General features: G+C 41.7%; 18 protein-coding genes. 8 read left to right on the forward strand and 10 right to left on the reverse strand.

The features are described from left to right. Positions 1-2: 2 nt before the first annotated feature. Positions 3-1058 (reverse strand): efflux RND transporter periplasmic adaptor subunit, encoded by a 1056-nt coding sequence (locus tag ACGHEH_RS15000; RefSeq protein ID WP_390446750.1) that lies wholly within the window; start codon positions 1056-1058, stop codon positions 3-5. A gap of 237 nt (positions 1059-1295) precedes the next feature. Here ACGHEH_RS15000 and ACGHEH_RS15005 point away from each other — a divergent pair, with 237 nt between their 5' ends. Genes ACGHEH_RS15005 through ACGHEH_RS15025 form a run of 5 tightly spaced genes read left to right on the forward strand, consistent with a single transcriptional unit; the run spans position 1296 to position 5459 of the window. Next, positions 1296-2036 (forward strand): DUF2982 domain-containing protein, encoded by a 741-nt coding sequence (locus ACGHEH_RS15005; RefSeq protein ID WP_390446753.1) that lies wholly within the window; start codon positions 1296-1298, stop codon positions 2034-2036. Beyond that, positions 2033-2365: a hypothetical protein gene (locus ACGHEH_RS15010; protein WP_390446756.1), complete on the forward strand. Its 333-nt coding sequence runs from the start codon at positions 2033-2035 to the stop codon at positions 2363-2365. Before ACGHEH_RS15005 ends, ACGHEH_RS15010 begins: the two co-directional genes overlap by 4 nt. A gap of 17 nt (positions 2366-2382) precedes the next feature. Then, positions 2383-4080 carry a DUF1566 domain-containing protein gene (locus ACGHEH_RS15015; protein ID WP_390446758.1) on the forward strand — a complete coding sequence of 566 codons (1698 nt, stop codon included), beginning with the start codon at positions 2383-2385 and terminating at the stop codon, positions 4078-4080. After that, the gene (locus tag ACGHEH_RS15020) at positions 4070-4627 is read left to right on the forward strand and encodes a DUF1566 domain-containing protein (RefSeq protein WP_390446761.1); all 558 of its coding nucleotides are present in this window, start codon (positions 4070-4072) and stop codon (positions 4625-4627) included. The genes ACGHEH_RS15015 and ACGHEH_RS15020 overlap by 11 nt, the downstream gene beginning before the upstream one ends. A gap of 58 nt (positions 4628-4685) precedes the next feature. Beyond that, a complete protein-coding gene (locus ACGHEH_RS15025) occupies positions 4686-5459 on the forward strand; it encodes a YggN family protein (RefSeq protein ID WP_390446764.1) in 774 nt (257 codons plus the stop codon). Between the two features lie 29 nt (positions 5460-5488). Here ACGHEH_RS15025 and ACGHEH_RS15030 read toward each other — a convergent pair whose 3' ends face one another. From ACGHEH_RS15030 to zapB, 7 genes are all read right to left on the reverse strand, one after another. Beyond that, positions 5489-6325 (reverse strand): amidohydrolase family protein, encoded by an 837-nt coding sequence (locus ACGHEH_RS15030; RefSeq protein ID WP_390446767.1) that lies wholly within the window; start codon positions 6323-6325, stop codon positions 5489-5491. Next, entirely contained in the window at positions 6322-7050 is a 729-nt protein-coding gene (locus tag ACGHEH_RS15035) for an SDR family NAD(P)-dependent oxidoreductase (RefSeq protein ID WP_390446770.1), read from the reverse strand. Before ACGHEH_RS15035 ends, ACGHEH_RS15030 begins: the two co-directional genes overlap by 4 nt. A gap of 21 nt (positions 7051-7071) precedes the next feature. Further along, positions 7072-7560 (reverse strand): peptidylprolyl isomerase, encoded by a 489-nt coding sequence (locus ACGHEH_RS15040; RefSeq protein WP_390446772.1) that lies wholly within the window; start codon positions 7558-7560, stop codon positions 7072-7074. A 62-nt stretch (positions 7561-7622) separates the two neighbouring features. Beyond that, positions 7623-9104, reverse strand: a complete 1482-nt coding sequence (locus tag ACGHEH_RS15045; RefSeq protein ID WP_390446775.1) for a LysM peptidoglycan-binding domain-containing protein — start codon at positions 9102-9104, stop codon at positions 7623-7625. 19 nt (positions 9105-9123) lie between these two features. Next, a complete protein-coding gene (locus ACGHEH_RS15050; protein WP_390446778.1) occupies positions 9124-10101 on the reverse strand; it encodes a hypothetical protein in 978 nt (325 codons plus the stop codon). Between the two features lie 59 nt (positions 10102-10160). After that, positions 10161-10433, reverse strand: coding sequence for a cell division protein ZapA (locus ACGHEH_RS15055; protein ID WP_390446781.1), 273 nt, complete (start codon positions 10431-10433; stop codon positions 10161-10163). After that, entirely contained in the window at positions 10433-10663 is a 231-nt protein-coding gene (zapB, locus tag ACGHEH_RS15060; RefSeq protein WP_058028813.1) for a cell division protein ZapB, read from the reverse strand. The genes ACGHEH_RS15055 and zapB overlap by 1 nt, the downstream gene beginning before the upstream one ends. A gap of 283 nt (positions 10664-10946) precedes the next feature. Between zapB and ACGHEH_RS15065 the strand changes: the two genes are divergently transcribed. Then, positions 10947-11783: a 23S rRNA (adenine(2030)-N(6))-methyltransferase RlmJ gene (locus ACGHEH_RS15065; RefSeq protein WP_390446784.1), complete on the forward strand. Its 837-nt coding sequence runs from the start codon at positions 10947-10949 to the stop codon at positions 11781-11783. A 128-nt stretch (positions 11784-11911) separates the two neighbouring features. Here the strand turns inward: ACGHEH_RS15065 and ACGHEH_RS15070 are convergent, their stop codons facing one another. Continuing rightward, complete coding sequence (locus ACGHEH_RS15070; protein WP_390446787.1) at positions 11912-13075, reverse strand: DcaP family trimeric outer membrane transporter; 1164 nt, start codon at positions 13073-13075, stop codon at positions 11912-11914. A 391-nt stretch (positions 13076-13466) separates the two neighbouring features. Here ACGHEH_RS15070 and acs point away from each other — a divergent pair, with 391 nt between their 5' ends. After that, positions 13467-15407, forward strand: coding sequence for an acetate--CoA ligase (gene acs, locus ACGHEH_RS15075; RefSeq protein ID WP_390446790.1), 1941 nt, complete (start codon positions 13467-13469; stop codon positions 15405-15407). Between the two features lie 92 nt (positions 15408-15499). Continuing rightward, positions 15500-16153, forward strand: a complete 654-nt coding sequence (locus ACGHEH_RS15080) for a response regulator transcription factor (protein ID WP_390446792.1) — start codon at positions 15500-15502, stop codon at positions 16151-16153. 129 nt (positions 16154-16282) lie between these two features. On the opposite strand, the gene purU is transcribed toward ACGHEH_RS15080, so the two are convergent. Beyond that, on the reverse strand, positions 16283-17113 hold the full coding sequence (gene purU, locus ACGHEH_RS15085) for a formyltetrahydrofolate deformylase (protein WP_349284547.1): 831 nt from the start codon (positions 17111-17113) through the stop codon (positions 16283-16285). Positions 17114-17127 lie beyond the last annotated feature (14 nt).

The raw sequence follows: 17127 nt of genomic DNA on the forward strand, positions 1-17127 counted from the left end.
GATTACCCCTGTGTCGTTACTGAAGAGCCAGGACGAATTTTAATGGCACCTTCGGTGATTACTTTTTGACCTGCTTCTAAACCACTTTTAATGGCAACCCAACCATGAAAACGTTCAAGTAACTCGACTTTGACTTGCTGTGCTTTATCGTTGTCATCGATGATATACACAAAGTGGCTTTCCTGACGAGGGATGATACTTTTTTCAGGCACCATGAGCGCTTCGATACGGCCCAGCTCCAGTGCTACTTGCATCAGCATACCTGGGCGTAAAAGGTTGGCTTCATTTTCAAAACTGGCAGTGACAGATACGCTACGTGTTGCTTGGTTGATACGCGGTTCAATATGCGTTACTTCACCTGCAAATGGAGTGTTAGGGTAAGCATCTGAAATCGCAGTTACCAGCATGCCTTGGGTTAATTGGGCTAGATATTTTTCAGGCACCTGAAAGTCTACTTTGATAATGCTGATGTCATCTAAAGTGGTGAAAGAGGTGTTGCTATTCACAAAACTACCGATATCGACTAGACGTTTACCTAGCACGCCAGAAAAGGGAGCTTTGATCACCATCTCTTGTAATTTTGATTCTGCATTAGCCAATTTTGCTTGCAATGCATCGACTTCAGATGCTTGTTCTTCTAGCTGAGATTGGGCAGCAGATTGAGAGCGAGCTAGCTCCTGTAAGCGTTTAAGTTGTCGTTTTTGCTCTTTTAAATTAATTTTTAATTCTTTAACGGTTAAACGCTCTTGTTTATCGCGAAGGGTGGCAAGCACTTGCCCCGCTTGCACAAATTCGCCATCAGCGAATGCAAGAGATTTTATGTAATCACTTTGTGCACTGATGATGTTGATGGCTTGGTTTGCTCTGGCTGTACCTACGGCGTCAATATTGATACTTTTGATGTCAGTGCTGACAGTGTGCGCTGCAACTTGGGTTGCTGGGCGAGACGAAGGTCCAGTTTTACTGTGGCTCACAGGTAAGTAAAAGTAACCACTTAGGGCTATTAAGATTAAAATTAAGACGGGAAAGAGGACTTTTCCTGATTGCTTGTTATACATGTTGTTAGACCACTGCTGTTGATGAGCCCAGTTTACAAGTTTTATACGATCGAAAAATGAGTATGGTCGTATTAATTTGTGCATTTAACGAAAATAAAAACGCGCCTATGTATTTGTACCGATTATGTTTTATGGATGTAAAGATGAAACCAGATAAAAAGTGTCCACGATGTGAGAAAATCCGCAAAGTTGTTTTTTGGACTATTTTGATGTTTATCTTTTATTTTGGTTTTTATAATGGCTGAATCAACGAAACATGTGTTTTTAAGGGCCTCTGCAAACCGGTTTAGTATTGAGTTTATGCTGGTAGGTGGTGTTGCCATTGCTATTGTTATGTTGTTTGTTACGCTCAGAGCAACCCCTATAAGTGTCATTGAAATAGTATTTGTCGCCACAGCGATTATGGCGGTGATTTTAGGCTTTTTAAAAAGCCGGGAGCCCTTTTACAGCTTTCAATTGGATCATAGAAAAATTACCTACTATCATAAAGTTGGTAAGTGGAATATCGAAATATCTAACCTTTCATCTGTTGGGGTTCCCATAGCAACCGATGGTTTTGAACAAGCAGAATTGAATGCTGTCGGAATAAAACTCACAGATGAAGCAAGCTTCTTAAATGACTTACATCCACGATTAGCGTGTAAATTATTAATTGAACAGCGGCATATTTTTTTACAAGCTGTTAAAATGCATTGCAAATCCGGCTCCTGCCCATCAAAATGGCTTGTTGAACCCAGTGAGTTCCAAGCGGGCTCGGGTCAAACTTATACCGGTTTAATCGCCATGTTCGCAAATCGGATGCAACATTTACACACGTTGACAGGTTACCATTTGTTGTTGCCTGCAAATGTGTTAGATAGGGATATATGGGATTTTTCAAACCTATTGAACCACTGGAAATTAAATCCAGAAATGGTGGTCCAAGAATTGCTAGATAAACAGGCCACCGTTGCAAGAAGTAACAGGAACGATTCATGAGTATAGAAAGAGCCTTTATTAAAAGTGGTCGTAATACCATTATTCATAAAGAAAAGAAGCTCGACCTAGTAATTGTAAATGGTGAGGCACACCCAAAAATTAAAGTAACAGCGAATGGACTTTTGCCATTTAAAGAAGAACTGCCAAGAAACCGACGTGAAGGTAAAGAGCGTTATTTAGAAGTTGTTCAAGTCGCAAGTGCCGATGTTTTTGGGGAAGTAAAACGTTTGTTGTTTATCCAAGCGCTTGATGGCCGCGAATACAAAGTCGATTACAGTAAAATCGGAACAAAATTATTTGTGCGTATACATCAAGATAGCTATCTCTAATTCTATTAGGAGCGTCTATGTTGCGTCGAGCATCTATAAGTGTTGTAGCGAGTTTTTTACTTTTAGGATGTGGCGGTGGAGGCTCCAACTCCAATGATACCGTTGAAAATGCCAGTGTTAACGCTGGCAATGACTTCAGTGTTGAAGAAAAAGCTGAGTTTACGCTTTCAGCCATAGGCTCTCCTGCTGGCGGTACATATACTTGGCAAGTTATGGAAGGTCCCGCGTTGGAGGGGTTTCCGCAAGAAGGCAAAGAGCTCAAACTTGCTGCACCAGATGTAAAGGCTGATACCTCAGCGACCTTAAAAGTTGAATATCTTGCGCCTAGTGGTGTATTAGTTTCTGATACGGTGACCATAGCTATAGGTTCTAGAAACCAACTTCCTCTCCCCCTTATTGAGAAAATTGCACCTGATAGAGATGTTTTACAATACAAAGATGAAGTAACACTCAGTGCTGAATCATCAACGGATCCTGATGAAAACGGTAAAATCATTGAGTATGTTTGGCAACAAGTGAGTGGCCCTACGCTCACGTTTGAACGCAACGATCAAGTGACCCTCAGCTTTATACATCCGCTATTATCAGCTAATGAAACTGCTCGTTTTAAACTGACACTCACTGATGATGAAGGTGGTCAGAGTAGTACAGAGTTTTCTCTGACCTTATACAAAAATGCACAAGTTGTATTTGCTGATGCAGGTGAAGACATTAAAGTGATTGAGTTTGATAAAGGGCAGTTAGATGCATCGGGAAGCTTATCATCTACCGGAGAATATAGCTGTTTATGGGAGCAATTAGAGCGCCTTAATACACAGCTTGACGACTTAATTTCAGACCCAAGCCTATGTCAAACCACTTTTACCGCGCCAGATGTCGATGTCGCTTCGCAGTTAAAGTTTCAAGTGACGGTGACTGAGCCCGGTGGCTTTACTGACAAAGACAGTATGGAAGTAAGTGTGCAAAGACGGGCTGTGGGTGAAAATTTGAATGATACTGGCCAGCAGCGTTGTTTTAATAGCGAAGCGGTGATTGATTGCGAAAATGAGACTTTTCCGAGGCAAGATGCTGAGCTAGGTCGGGACAGTTTTGTTTTAAATGAAGGAAAAACTGGCTCAGGTTTGGCTGCATTTGATTTTACTAAATTAGATGAAAATGCACGTCCTATTCTCGATAGTAGCACCAGTAACTTTAGTTGTGTCAAAGATAACAATACAGGCCTGATCTGGGAAGTGAAGCAATCGAATTCAGCGATTCCGCCAAATGCGCCTTTACGAGATACTCGCAATACTTACACTTGGTATTTAACCAATTACCCTAATGGCACGCCTGGTACAGATATTTCAAGTTGTTCAAGTTCAGTAAGGTGCGATACCCAGCAATATATTAATGAAGTAAATGCCACTAATTACTGTGGTGGGCGAAATTGGCGGCTACCAACTTTTATCGAGATGATAGGGTTATTTAACTATGGTGAAGTCGCAGGTAGTTCTTATGTGCTTGATCCGGTATATTTTCCTAACATAGCTAATCCTAACTGGATGGGGTCAAGCTTCTATTGGACTTCACAGCCTAGTATTGAAGGTGCCAGTGATAACACTAATTTAATTGAAGCCTATGCATTTGATATGTTAACGGGTGAAACAGTTGAGTTAGAACAAGATAATAAGGCGTATATTCGCTTGGTAAGAGAGGTATCCAATAATGAAGAGTAACAAATTTGTTTTGATATCTCTGCTTTTTGGCAGTGCACTTTGTCAGGCACAAGTCTGTATTCCTGAGGCAGTTGACCCTGAACGTGATATTGACCCTACGGAGCGGTTCGAGATTAATGAAACCGATGGCGTGGTATTAGACCGAACTACAGGTCTAATGTGGCAGCAGTGCGAAGTTGGCTTGAATTATAATGCTAATACCAGAACTTGTTCAGGTAGCACTCAAAAATTGACTTGGCAGCAGGCGCTTCTTGAGGCCAATGATAATAGTCACGCAAGTTATACGGATTGGCATGTCCCCAATGTAAAGGAACTCGCCAGCATTATTGACCATAGCTGTGCATCACCTGCATTACCTCAACTTGAACTGGGTATTTTCTTGTTCAGTAATGAATTGCTTAATGGTGAAGAAGGCGATTATTGGTCAAATACAACCGTTTCATTGGAGCCTGAGTATGCTTGGACTTTTCAAATCTCCGATGGTAAGAACAGGTATCTCAAAAAAACGCAAACTGGTCGATTAAGACTGGTACGTTACGCAAAATAGATTTAGGTTCATAAGAGAATTTGCTAATCTGTGCGCCTTAATTTCATGGGGCTTTATTTTGCGACACTTGTTTAAATCACTGTTATTTACAACGCTGTTTTCTGGCTCAGTTTGGGCCAGTGATAAATGTGATGTCGAGCTTGATCATGGCTTGATCATTACTGATTCAGTGATCCGCATTGTCGATAAAGGTCAAACCCGTGTACAAATCAATAACGATGAACAGCTGCTCATCAAAGGCTACTTTATTCAACTCAATGATGAAGAAACCAAGGTCTTGAAAGAGTACGCACTCGGCATACGCGATACCGTCCCTGAGCTTGTTAGTCTTGCTACAGATGGCGTAAATCTCGGTTTAAGTGCCATTGAACAAATCGTCGAAGGCATGTCAGATAAAGAGCCGGAAGTATTACAGACTCAGCTGCAATACGTTGAACGAGCTTTAATGGATAAGTTCAAACGCGGAGATGACTTTTTTTTTATCGCGCCTCAGTCACTGTCTAAAATTGACGATTTTTTTACCGAAGAGATCAGTCAAAAGATCCATTCTGCAATTCATGGTTCACTAGGCTCAATTCTAGTGTCACTTGGTGATGCCTTTAAATCTCGCGAAGGTAATATTGAAGATCGCATTACAGACATGGGTCAGCGTATGGAGATCATCTCCAAAGAAATCGATAAATCTCTTAAAAAGAAAGCGAAACAGCTTGAAGATAAAGCCGAAGAGTACTGTGAGTGCTTAAACTCACTAGATGAAACTGAAGCGCGCTTACAAGCCATTGTGCCTAGTTTAAAGGCCTATGACTTAGTTAGGATCAGAGCGTCAAAATAAACTGCCAACATAGTATAGCTTGATTTTGGTTAGCCGAAATAAAGTCGCTCGGCATTCGCAAAGCTGAGCTTGTGCCAAAGCTCAGAGTCATCCACGAGTTGTCTGTAACCTTGCCAAACCTTTAAATAATCCTCTCGCATTAAACAAACAGGATAGTTTGAAGCAAACATAATTCTATTTTCGCCAAAGTATGCTAATAATAGCTTGAATTTAGCCTTTAGATCTAAAGCATGCTCGCAGTGTTCCTGGCCAGAAAACTTAATAAAGATGTTATTTATATCTCTTAATAATAATAGAGTGTTTGTGTAATCATGCTGGTTATCGATAAAGCCAGCGTGATTAATAACAATCTTGAAATCAGGGTGCAGTGTGGCGTTTTCGAGTAATGCTTTTACTGCATCAAGATGGCAAAGCTCAAGTTGTGCTTCAAAGACTAAGCCGTGTTCAGCGAGCGTGTTTAGATTTGTTTTGGTGTTTTCAGACAATAACCTAAGATAATCCTGGCCTTCGGTGATATCACGAATACCAATGAAGTTAGGTGCTGATAGTAATTCAGTTAACTGCTGTTTAAAGATATCAGGTTCACTGTCTATTTGAATGTAGCTAATGGCTTTAAAAGAAACGTGTTCAGGCGTACTACTGGCTAGCCATGCAAGTTCAGCGCTTGGCTTGGCATTATTAAATCCTGCCTCTATATGTACAAAGCTATGTACTGCAAATTCAGTATTGGCTAAGTCGGCATAATGGTGGTTTTGTTTTATTTTGTCTAGATTCGGCCAGTTTGGACCTGATCCTTGAGTGAGCCAATGATATTGACCCAAACTTAAGTCAAAAAAGTGTAAGTGTGGATCAATTATCTGCATCATTGTGCTGTATAGCCCCCATCGATACTTTGTAGGCTGCCTGTGATAAAGCTTGCATCATCAGACAGTAAAAATGCGGTGAGTGCAGCAACTTCATGAGCTTGGCCTAAGCGGCCTAATGGCTGTAGTTGCGCTTCTTCAGCAACTATTTCTGCTTTGTTAGCACCGCTCTTTGCACAGTACTTATCAATGGCATGGTGGAATAGCGGGGTTTCTATTGTGCCTGGACACACTGCATTGGCGCGAATATTGAAATTAGCGTAATCAAGCGCCGTGGTTTTTGCTATTGAAGCCAATGACGACTTAGTAAGGTTATACGCAAACGAGTTCGGTTTACCTATGATGGCTTGGTCGGATGCCATTAACACAATCGCGCCATTATTTTGTGCTTTCATGCTGGGTAAAACAGCTTGAATGGCTGCGTAAGCGCCTTTGACATTCAAGTTAAATAGCGTGTCTAACGTGGCTTCGTCGGTATCTTCGATGGTGGCGCTTAAATGTTTGCCAGCATTCGAAACTAGGGCGTCAACACGACCTGTTTGCATAATAATTTCAGCTATACAACGCTTGACTGTTTCGACACAACTGACATCACACTCTACGAAAATGCCAACCTCAGAAGGGGCAATATCGAGGTTAAAGACTTGGTAATTTTCTGATAGCAGCTTTTCAACAACGGCGAGGCCGATGCCAAAGCTGCCACCTGTTACGATGGCAACTTTATTCATAATAAGTTATTCAATCTAAAATTAGTGACCGCAGCCACCTTCACCGTGAACATGACCGTGAGATAATTCTTCAGTCGTCGCTTCACGCACAGATACCACTTCAACATCAAATGTCAGAGTTTTACCAGCAAATGGGTGGTTTAAATCGCAGTCAGCGTTAAAACGGCCAACTTTTACAATGCTTACTTGGTGGCGACCTTGGTTTGACTCAACAATGGCACTCATACCTGGCTTCCATACTTTATTGTTACCTAGGCCCTGTAAGTGTTTAATTGGAATACGTTGAATTAAACCTTCTTGATACTCACCATAGCTGTCTTTAGGCTCAAGTGTTACGCTGAATTTGTCGCCTGCAGCTTTGCCTTCAAGTGCCGCTTCTAGACCAGGAAGCATGCCTTCAGTACCGTGAAGGTAAGTTAATGGCTCAGCATTTGTGCTTGTTTCAATTTGCTCACCGGCTTCACTTAACGTGTAGTGAAACTCAACAGCCGTATCTTTAGTAATTTGCATGTTTTTCTCTCTTATCTCAGTTTGGCACACATTTTACGTGAGCAAATCATGAAGTGCGAGTGTTAAGGAGAAGTATTCGGTTTTACGAGTTGCTCTAGCTCAGACAGAAACTTTTTCGGTTCAGGCTTTTTAGGTGTTTGCGCAGGTCTGGGTAGATGCAGTAGTAGTTTTTTCCCAGGCTTTAGTAAGCTAGTGCTTTTTAGGTTATTCCATGTCAGTAAGTCTTTAACGGGCACATTGAATTGTTTGCTGATCTCCCAAAGAGAATCGCCATTTTGAATGATGTATTCATGCTCCATGGTTAACACTGGCTGTTTTTCTTCTTGAGCAAGATAGGGGCTTAATTGATATTCAAGCATCAAGTTGTCGAGCGGTTGTGCTTTTTTTATTTTTAGTACTTCACCCACTTTTAAAAGACTCGTTTGCTTATTATTGAGTGCCATGAGTGCATTGACCGAAGTATTAAAGCGACGCGCTAAACCATAAAAGGTGTCATTCTTAACCACGGTATAAGTTTGGCTAAAGTAGTTTTGAAAAAAGTCACTTTGCCAAAGTTGTTTTTCGGTCAGGGGTAACAATACTTTATGGGGGCCTTCAGGAGCACTTTGGTGTTGCAGGTAGCCGGGGTTTAGCTGGTGGAGCTGTTTTTTACTGACTCCAGTGAGTGAAGCAAGTACTGAAAAGTCAAAACGCTGAGCAAAGTCGACTTCGCTGGTTAAAGCATAATTAGGCAGCTTAGGAACTTTAAACTTAGGGTGTTTGGCCTGAAGTAAATAGCTTAAAGCGAGTAGTTTCGGTACGTAGTCGGCGGTCTCAGAAGGGAGTTTGAGCTGCCAAAAGTAGCCTTGTTTGCCTTGCTTTTTACTTTTTCGAATCGCTTTTTTTACTCGACCTTCTCCGGTGTTATAGGCTGCGAGCGCATGTAACCAATCGCCGTTAAAGCGTTGGTAAAGGTAAACCAAATAATCTAGAGCGGCATCGGTTGAGGCTAACACGTCTTGTCTGCCGTCGTACCATTCATCAGTTGTTACACCAAAGTGGTAGGCGGTGCCATCCATTAACTGCCAAATACCAACAGCATTTTGACTAGAGTGCACCTTAGGGCGAAAGTCACTCTCAACAAAAGGCAGCAACACCATATCCATGGGTAAGCCTTTTTGCTTTATTTTTTCAGCAATATGAAACAGGTAAGGTTTTGCACGCTTATTCACTTTCAACAAGTAATCGGATTGTTTTAAATACCAGTCAATGCGTTTTTGCAGGCGAGGTGTCGACACTATGTCAAAGGCTAAGCTGGCAATTATTTCTTGCCAAAGATCGTCGTAAACGACAGGGCTAACTTCAGGTGTAATATTGGAGTGTATATCTTCCTTTATTTTTTTATCTGCTCGATAAGACTTATATTCAGGCGTAGTTTGGTCAAATAGCGCAGCAATTTCATGTGGCTTAGCTAGAGCTTTTTGATGAGGTGTAGAGGTACTTTGGCATGCTGTCAGAACTAGCAACCCAATACACAATAAAATGCTTTTAAAATGTATATTCATACCCATGCTCCCTGACAAATTATAGCACTGTCCCTTGCTTTTGCATTTTTTGCGCCTGTTTGGTTTTCGCCAACTCATACATTAATCTTAACCGAGTTTGCGTGAGCTCATCCATTTTGTACATTGCCAGCAATGCTTCTGGCATCGCCATTGAGTCGCTGTTGATTGCGGCCTCTAAAAAGGAAATTGGTTTTTGTAACGCTGTGATTTTATATGGCTTGCCTTGTGATGGTAGCAACCAAGTCACTTTTTCAGAGTGGCGTAGTTTTTTTATTGTTGCTAACCAAGACTCTAAATCACTGTCCTGTACATAGGGAATAGGGTTCGCTGTTAAGCCTACAAACAATCCTGAATTATGATGACTTAAAATACTTAGGTCGCCAAGTGTCGCCCCTTCGATTTCTTCTACGACAAGAGAGTACGCACCTAAATCTAGAGTCACTTGAGCAGCGTTTAATAAGGTAGGGGGGGAAAACTGTCTACTTTGCCACTGCTCAATACGCGCCTTAGCTTTATTTAGTCGTTGTTGAAGCTGAGCGTTAGAGTGTATTTCTACCTGCGATTGACTCAGTTGTAAACTTTTTTCAAATCGAGAGAGTTTGTCTTTTAAAGCGCTTTGGTATTCATTGAAATACTGTGAAACATGACGGGGTGCATGCCATGTTGCATCAGGAAATTCACTCGCTAGTAGCATCATCCCTAAGACTTGTTCTTCATCACTGCTGGTGCTAAATAAATGGCAAATAGGTTGGGGAATGCGTTTTTTGACTTCGCTTGCAAAATTTTCTAGTGCACTAAAGTCTCCATGTGCATCAATAATAGCAGCGCATCTTTGACCGACCAAAACCGCCTGATTGCTTGTGAGATAGCGGGCGTCAGACGGAGGGGCGATTAAAAAAGTCTTGTCATCGAATTTTAGCCATTGTGTTGCAGAAGCTGAACTTGAGATAAAAATAAAAAGCAGGGCGAAGAAAAATCGCATAATCAAATAAAACATTACTGTGCAATTCAAAGTTGCATGTAATTTAACCGATTATGCGAATTGATGAAAGTGAATTACTCTTCACTGCTTGCTAGATGAGAAGAAAGTTTTGTGATTAGGTTTTCTTGCGCAGTTTTCTGTGCTTGTAAGTCGTGACACAGGTGCAATGCGGCCATCAGTAATGCGTTGTGTTCAGTGCGTATAGAACTGCGCTGCTTCATTTCTTCTACTGTGCTATTAAGCAAGGCTGCAGCATCGAGGAGCGCGGGCTCTTGCCCCTCAGTGCAGGCAAATTGATGTGTTTTGCCAAGCAGGCTCACTTCAACTTGATTGGTTTTTTGTGACATTAGCTAGCCTGAGTTGCACTCTGTAGCTTGCTCAACAGGCCAGATAAAGTTTGGCTTGTCTCTTTTTGCTTTTCTTCACTTTCAAGAACTTCTAGCTGAAGAGTTTCATTTTCATCAACTAGTTTTTCATTTTGAGCTTTAAGCTCTGAAAGTTCGTTATTTAAACGATTATTTTGGTTGATAAGTTCATCAATCAATTGTTCGAGTTTTGGGAGAGTTTCGTTGTTCATAAAGGCGCTCTATTGACTGTTATATATGGTACAAATGTAAAACAAACTGACTAAGGATGCTAGCAAATACCTAGCTTTGCGGTGCATTTTGTCATTATTTGGTCATATTTAGGTAAATTCAGCTCGAATACATGTAATAAATACTATTTTAAAAAGTTGAGCTCTTCTTAATTTTATATTTCTCTGAGCAGTGTCGTTTATATCTGAGGGTAATTAGGCGATAATACAAACTGTTATCTTCAAACCTGAGTAAGTGCTCAGGTAAACACTTTTGGGCGCAATTATGCTGAGTTATCGACATTCATTTCATGCGGGCAACCCTGCTGACATCATCAAACATCTTGTTCTGGCACAAGTGCTGGAGTACATGACTAAAAAAGACAAGCCGTTTGATTACATTGATACGCATTCAGGCGCTGGTTTTTTTGAATTAGCAGGCGCCGATTCGCAAAAGACACAAGAATATCTAGATGGCATTGGTAAGCTTTGGCACTACCAAGGCCAAAACCAAGCAATTATAGATTTTGTCGAACTGGTTAAAGTTATGAACGAAGCGTCATTATCGTTTTACCCAGGCTCACCAAAAGTGGCAGAGCAGTTTTTACGTCGCCAAGACAAAGGTTGGTTCTTTGAATTGCACCCACAAGATCTAACTTTACTTGAGAAAAACACTCAGCATAAAAAATCTCTCCGTGTAAAAGGCGAAGATGGGTTTAAAGGTTTACAAGGTTTAGTGCCACCTGCTTCAAGAAGAGCTTGCGTGTTAATGGACCCACCTTATGAAATTAAAACCGACTATCAGCATGCTGTTAAGATGATAATTAAGGCGCATAAAAAATTTAGCTCTGGCACCTATATGATTTGGTATCCGGTTGTAGATAGAGAGCGTATTGATTTAATGGAGCAAACTTTAAAAGAGTCAGGCGTTAGAAACATTCAATTATTTGAGCTGGCAACCAGTGCCGATACTGATGTTCATGGAATGACGGCTTCAGGTATGATGGTTATCAACCCGCCTTGGACATTAAAAAAGACCATGGATGAAGTGTTGCCGGAACTGGTTGATTTATTGTCTGATGAAGATGGCTTTTTCAGAAGTGAGCAGCTAGTCGAAGAGTAATTTGTGTCTTCGATGTAAAAAAGACAAAGTAAAAAGAAAAAATAAAGCGGCATAATGCCGCTAAAAAACTTAGCCCATAGTTTGCTAGCTTTCCTATTTAGAAAGCTAGCTATGGACAAGTCGGGAGTTTAGAACACGTATTTCACAGACATTTGAATACGGTTTAAATCACCATCTACACCACTTTCAGTTTCACGAGTACCTACTTTATATTCAGCACCAAAAGTAAGCTTTTTAACTGGAGAGTAAAGTAAGTTAGCGCTGTAGCTCATGCTTGATTTAGTTGGGTTATAGCCCGCACCTAGTACATCAGTTACATTATCCGCTTCGAAGAATGAATATAAGAAAGTTGAACGGAATTTGTCATTCCAATGGTGCTGATATGCAACAAAACCTGATGTCGAGTCGATGGTATGTAGGTTAGAGCCGTCATATACCGCGCCATTGGCAACGTTTAGACCCACATAACGGCCAAGGCCAGCACCTTGAGTTAGCATAAACTTCAGGTTATTTTTACCAAAGTTCACACGACCAGATGCACTCACACCGAATGATGTTTCGCTTTCATCAGCCGCGCCAATTTTGTACGTGAGCTGACGTGCTAACGCGGTAAGCACAAAATTACCCCAATCTGCTTTGTGTGTGTAACGCGCTGTGAAATCAGGCATAGATGCATCATCTGTTACAACTCGGCCAGAATCAGCAGTGGTGACTGTGCTTTCTGGGTTTTCTACTGAGAATGAGAAGTTACCGCTCGTATATTTCGCCATTGCTTGACGAACGAACACTGTACCTTCGGCTGGACCTACGAAGTCAAGTGTTTCAGGTAGTGCACCGACGTTTTGGAAGTTTGACCAAGCTTGACCAAATAACCAGCCTTTGTAGGTAACAAATGCTTGACGAATACGCGGAGAGTAAGAGTTACTCACACGCTCATTACCACCCGTTGAGGCAATAAAGTCTAGTTCGATTTTCGTTTTAATGGTGCTGCCATCTTCAAGTTTGGTGGCTGTGCCAAAGTTAAAACGAGATTGACGGGCATGCATGTCAAATACCGCATCTTCAGTGCTAGAAGCAGATACTGGAGTTGTGCCCGGTACATAGAAGTCACGGCCAATGTGTTGTGCGCCTAAGGTACCGTCAGAAAAGTCACTCCAGATAGCGTCGAGCTTAACGTAACCGCCATAGCTTACTTTGGTGTCTTCGATGGTGCCTGCTAGAGCGGGTAGGCTTAGAGCGCTTGATACTGCTAGTGCTGTAAGGGTTTTAATTGCTACACTTTTAGTTGTCATAGTTGATGTTCCTTAAAGCTACGTTGTAAATTGCAACGACGCTGTCATGAATAAGAGTTCGTACCCACTGTTGTTGATGGTCGCTTTTTGCTCAATTAGCCTTTGGTCTATACGACTAAGGTGGAGTAATAAACAAACAGTTCACAGACCATTAATAATTCGTGGCAGTATTTCGTCTATAAAAATAGTGGTTAATCGTATTTTACGCTGTATTTTTCATTTATTTAATATAGGGTTGTACTGTTTGGTTCTATTTTAGGCACTTTATTGCAAAAAATGATCTGTGTTTGTTTTTTAACCTTTATACAACTAAGGTCTAATTCTTAAACTGCAACGCCTGAGTGATCCTTGATGAAAGCCCAAGGGCAAGTAAATTAATATGGAGATGACTATGTCACAAAGCATTTATCCGGTTCCTGAAGCTATCAAGAACAATGCATTAGTTAATAACGACCAGTATGAAACTTTATATCAACAGTCTATCGACAATCCTGAAGCATTTTGGGCTGAACACGGTAAACGTCTTGATTGGTCAACCTCTTACACAAAAGTTAAAAACACTTCTTTCGATAAAGGCCACATCAGCATCAATTGGTATGAAGATGGTGAGCTGAACGCTTCTTATAACTGTATCGACCGCCATCTTAAAGCCAAAGCCGATAAAGTTGCGCTAATTTGGGAAGGCGATAGCCCAGAGCATAGCGAAAATATTACGTTTCAACAGCTTCATGATGAAGTGGCTAAACTTGCCAACGGCCTTAAAAAGCTAGGTGTTGAAAAAGGCGACCGTGTTGCGATTTATATGCCGATGACGCCATTTGCAATTTATGCAATGCAAGCTTGTGCACGTATTGGTGCTATCCATTCAGTGGTATTCGGTGGTTTCTCACCATCAGCAATCGCAGATCGTATTAAAGATTCTGGCGCAAAAGTAGTGATTACTTCTGATGAAGGTCGCCGCGGTGGTAACACAGTTCCGCTTAAAGCTAATGTTGACGAAGCGGTTTCTCAAGACGGTGTGACTACGGTTGAGCATGTTGTTGTGCATCAACTAACGGGTGGTGAAGTTGATTGGCAAGGTCATGATGTATGGTGGCATGAGTTAACGGCTGATGTACCAGCTGAATGTGAACCAACGCCAATGAATGCTGAAGACCCATTGTTCATTCTTTATACTTCTGGTTCGACTGGTACACCAAAAGGTGTGGTACATACAACTGGTGGTTACCTAGTTTATTCATCAATGACCCATGAATATGTGTTCGACATTAAGGATGACGATATTTACTGGTGTACAGCCGATGTGGGTTGGATCACAGGCCACAGCTACATGGCATACGGCCCACTAGCTAATGGTTGTACTCAGGTTGTATTCGAAGGTGTACCAACTTACCCAAGCGCAGGTCGTATTGGTGAGGTGGTTGATAAGCACAATGTAACCATTCTTTATACTGCGCCAACGGCTATTCGCGCACTAATGGCGAAAGGCGATGAGCCAACAGCGAGTTCAAAGCGTGATTCACTGCGTATCATGGGCTCAGTAGGTGAGCCAATCAACCCTGAAGCGTGGACTTGGTACCATGAGCGGATTGGTAATAGCAAATGCCCAATCGTAGATACTTGGTGGCAAACAGAAACCGGTGGCATCATGATCACACCACTGCCAGGTGCGACAGACATGAAACCAGGCTCGGCAACACGTCCATTCTTTGGTATTTCCCCGGCTCTATTTGATGCCGCGGGTGAAACACTACAAGGCGCAACAGAAGGTAACCTAGTTATTCTTGATAGCTGGCCGTCACAAGCGCGTACAGTGTATGGTGACCATGAGCGTTTTGAGCAAACTTACTTCTCTGCTTACCCAGGCGTTTACTTCACAGGTGATGGTTGTCGTCGTGATGAAGATGGTTATTACTGGATCACAGGCCGTGTAGATGACGTACTAAACGTATCAGGTCACCGCCTAGGTACTGCCGAAATCGAAAGTGCTCTAGTTGCGCACGAAGCAGTTGCAGAAGCAGCCGTGGTTGGTTACCCGCATGACATCAAAGGCCAAGGTATTTATGTATATGTGACACCGAATGAAGGTGTTCAGATAAGCGATGAGCTAACGAAAGAAGTGCGTAATTGGGTACGTAAAGAGCTAAGCCCAATTGCTTCTCCAGATATGATCCAATGGTCTCCGGGTCTACCTAAGACACGCTCTGGTAAGATTATGCGCCGTATTTTACGTAAGATCGCCGCAAATGAGCACCAACAGCTGGGTGATACGTCAACACTGGCCGATCCTACTGTAGTAGATGAGTTAATAGAAAATCGTTTAAATCGTTAATAAAACGCTAAAAACTTGAATTTCATTAAATTCTAATCGTACTATATCGGCTGTCCTCTTTCAGATGACAGCCGAATTTTTAGGAGAAAAGCATGAGTCAGTTTTTAATTGCGGATGATCACCCTTTATTTAGGGAAGCTTTAAAAGGCGCATTGCAAAGTCAGTTTGAAGATTTAACCGTCTTCGAATCTGAAAGTTTTGACAGTACCCTTGCTGTGTTATCAGAGCAAGATGAATTAGATTTACTACTACTTGATCTTCACATGCCCGGCAGCGGCGATTTATACGGTCTCATTCGTATTCGTGAAGATTACCCAAGTCTACCCATTGTGGTTGTGTCAGGCAGTGAAGATCTCAGCATCATTTCTAAAGTTATGGCATACGGTGCCATGGGCTTCATTCCGAAAGCTTCTTCAACGCAAGATATCGCGCAAGGTATCGAAACCGTGCTCGAAGGAGAAACTTGGTTACCAGAAAATATAAAAGATAAAGTAGCCAATGTTGAAAATGAAGACAGAGAGCTCGCGCAACAAGTTGCTTCACTCACACCACAACAATACAAAGTCTTACAGTACCTTCACGAAGGTTTACTGAATAAGCAAATTGCTTATGAATTACATATTTCTGAAGCGACAGTAAAGGCACATATTACTGCTATCTTTAGAAAGTTAGGCGTTTATAACCGTACTCAAGCTGTACTGATTGCTTCAAAATTACAACTAGAACCCGTAGAAGCAGTGAGTTAAATATAGCGGTTATGCGATAGAATATTTTTAGTGCACTAGGCAAGGAGTGTCTTGGTGCTGCCTCCACAAAAAAAGCTTGTCACAGTGGAGAACACCAAGCTGTAACAAGCTCCCTCTATTTCAGATTAGTTAACTAAATACCACAGTTCGATTACCGTTGATAAACAGCTTGTGCTCAGAAGCGAGCTGTAAGGCATTACAGAACACTGTCTTCTCGATATCTCGACCAATCTTTGCCATGGCTTCAGCATTGTGTATGTGGGTCACTGGCGTCACATTCTGTGCAATGATAGGCCCCTCATCGAGTTCATTATTCACAAAGTGTGCGGTTGCACCGACAATCTTAACGCCGCGCTCAAATGCTTGATGATAAGGTTTTGCGCCAATAAACGCAGGCAAGAAAGAGTGATGGATATTAATCACTTTGTTCTCAAAGCGGGCAACAAATTCAGGTGACAAAATACGCATATATTTGGCAAGACCAATAATGTCAGGCTGATATTGTGCAATAGCATCACCGACGAGCTTATCGTGTTCTGCACGGCTTAACCCTTCGTGTGAAATACAATGAAAAGGAATATCAAAGCCAGACACCAGCTTTTCTAAATCTGGATAATTGGCAATGACTGCCAGTACTTCGATGTTAAGCGCTTGCTCGTATTGTTTAAGTAGCACACCACCAAGGCAGTGAGCCTCTTTTGTGGCCAGTAATACCACCTTTCTTTTTGACTCGTCAAAGAGCTCAACTTTGGCCCCTGATGGCAACTGACTTTTTAATTGCTCAAGAAAAGCCTCACTGGGTTCTCCTATTAATTCGGTGCGCATAAAGAAGCGTTTCGCTTCTTTATCAACAAATTCATTGTTGCGGGTAATATTAAGATTATGCTCGTAACAGAGCCCAGTAATTTTTGCGATGAGACCAACATCGTCATCACATTGTGTGGTTAGTATTGTTTGCATTTCCTCATTCCTCT

This window comes from Pseudoalteromonas sp. MTN2-4 (assembly GCF_042848605.1).
GTDB lineage: Bacteria > Pseudomonadota > Gammaproteobacteria > Enterobacterales > Alteromonadaceae > Pseudoalteromonas.

Excerpts from the sequence above, each read along its gene's own strand:
- ACGHEH_RS15000 (WP_390446750.1), bottom strand. The coding sequence starts at position 1,058 with ATGTATAACAAGCAATCAGGAAAAGTCCTCTTTCCCGTCTTAATTTTA.
- ACGHEH_RS15005 (WP_390446753.1), top strand. The coding sequence starts at position 1,296 with ATGGCTGAATCAACGAAACATGTGTTTTTAAGGGCCTCTGCAAACCGG.
- ACGHEH_RS15010 (WP_390446756.1), top strand. The coding sequence starts at position 2,033 with ATGAGTATAGAAAGAGCCTTTATTAAAAGTGGTCGTAATACCATTATT.
- ACGHEH_RS15015 (WP_390446758.1), top strand. The coding sequence starts at position 2,383 with ATGTTGCGTCGAGCATCTATAAGTGTTGTAGCGAGTTTTTTACTTTTA.
- ACGHEH_RS15020 (WP_390446761.1), top strand. The coding sequence starts at position 4,070 with ATGAAGAGTAACAAATTTGTTTTGATATCTCTGCTTTTTGGCAGTGCA.
- ACGHEH_RS15030 (WP_390446767.1), bottom strand. The coding sequence starts at position 6,325 with ATGATGCAGATAATTGATCCACACTTACACTTTTTTGACTTAAGTTTG.
- ACGHEH_RS15035 (WP_390446770.1), bottom strand. The coding sequence starts at position 7,050 with ATGAATAAAGTTGCCATCGTAACAGGTGGCAGCTTTGGCATCGGCCTC.
- ACGHEH_RS15040 (WP_390446772.1), bottom strand. The coding sequence starts at position 7,560 with ATGCAAATTACTAAAGATACGGCTGTTGAGTTTCACTACACGTTAAGT.
- ACGHEH_RS15045 (WP_390446775.1), bottom strand. The coding sequence starts at position 9,104 with ATGAATATACATTTTAAAAGCATTTTATTGTGTATTGGGTTGCTAGTT.
- ACGHEH_RS15050 (WP_390446778.1), bottom strand. The coding sequence starts at position 10,101 with ATGTTTTATTTGATTATGCGATTTTTCTTCGCCCTGCTTTTTATTTTT.
- ACGHEH_RS15055 (WP_390446781.1), bottom strand. The coding sequence starts at position 10,433 with ATGTCACAAAAAACCAATCAAGTTGAAGTGAGCCTGCTTGGCAAAACA.
- zapB (WP_058028813.1), bottom strand. The coding sequence starts at position 10,663 with ATGAACAACGAAACTCTCCCAAAACTCGAACAATTGATTGATGAACTT.
- ACGHEH_RS15065 (WP_390446784.1), top strand. The coding sequence starts at position 10,947 with ATGCTGAGTTATCGACATTCATTTCATGCGGGCAACCCTGCTGACATC.
- ACGHEH_RS15070 (WP_390446787.1), bottom strand. The coding sequence starts at position 13,075 with ATGACAACTAAAAGTGTAGCAATTAAAACCCTTACAGCACTAGCAGTA.
- acs (WP_390446790.1), top strand. The coding sequence starts at position 13,467 with ATGTCACAAAGCATTTATCCGGTTCCTGAAGCTATCAAGAACAATGCA.
- ACGHEH_RS15080 (WP_390446792.1), top strand. The coding sequence starts at position 15,500 with ATGAGTCAGTTTTTAATTGCGGATGATCACCCTTTATTTAGGGAAGCT.
- purU (WP_349284547.1), bottom strand. The coding sequence starts at position 17,113 with ATGCAAACAATACTAACCACACAATGTGATGACGATGTTGGTCTCATC.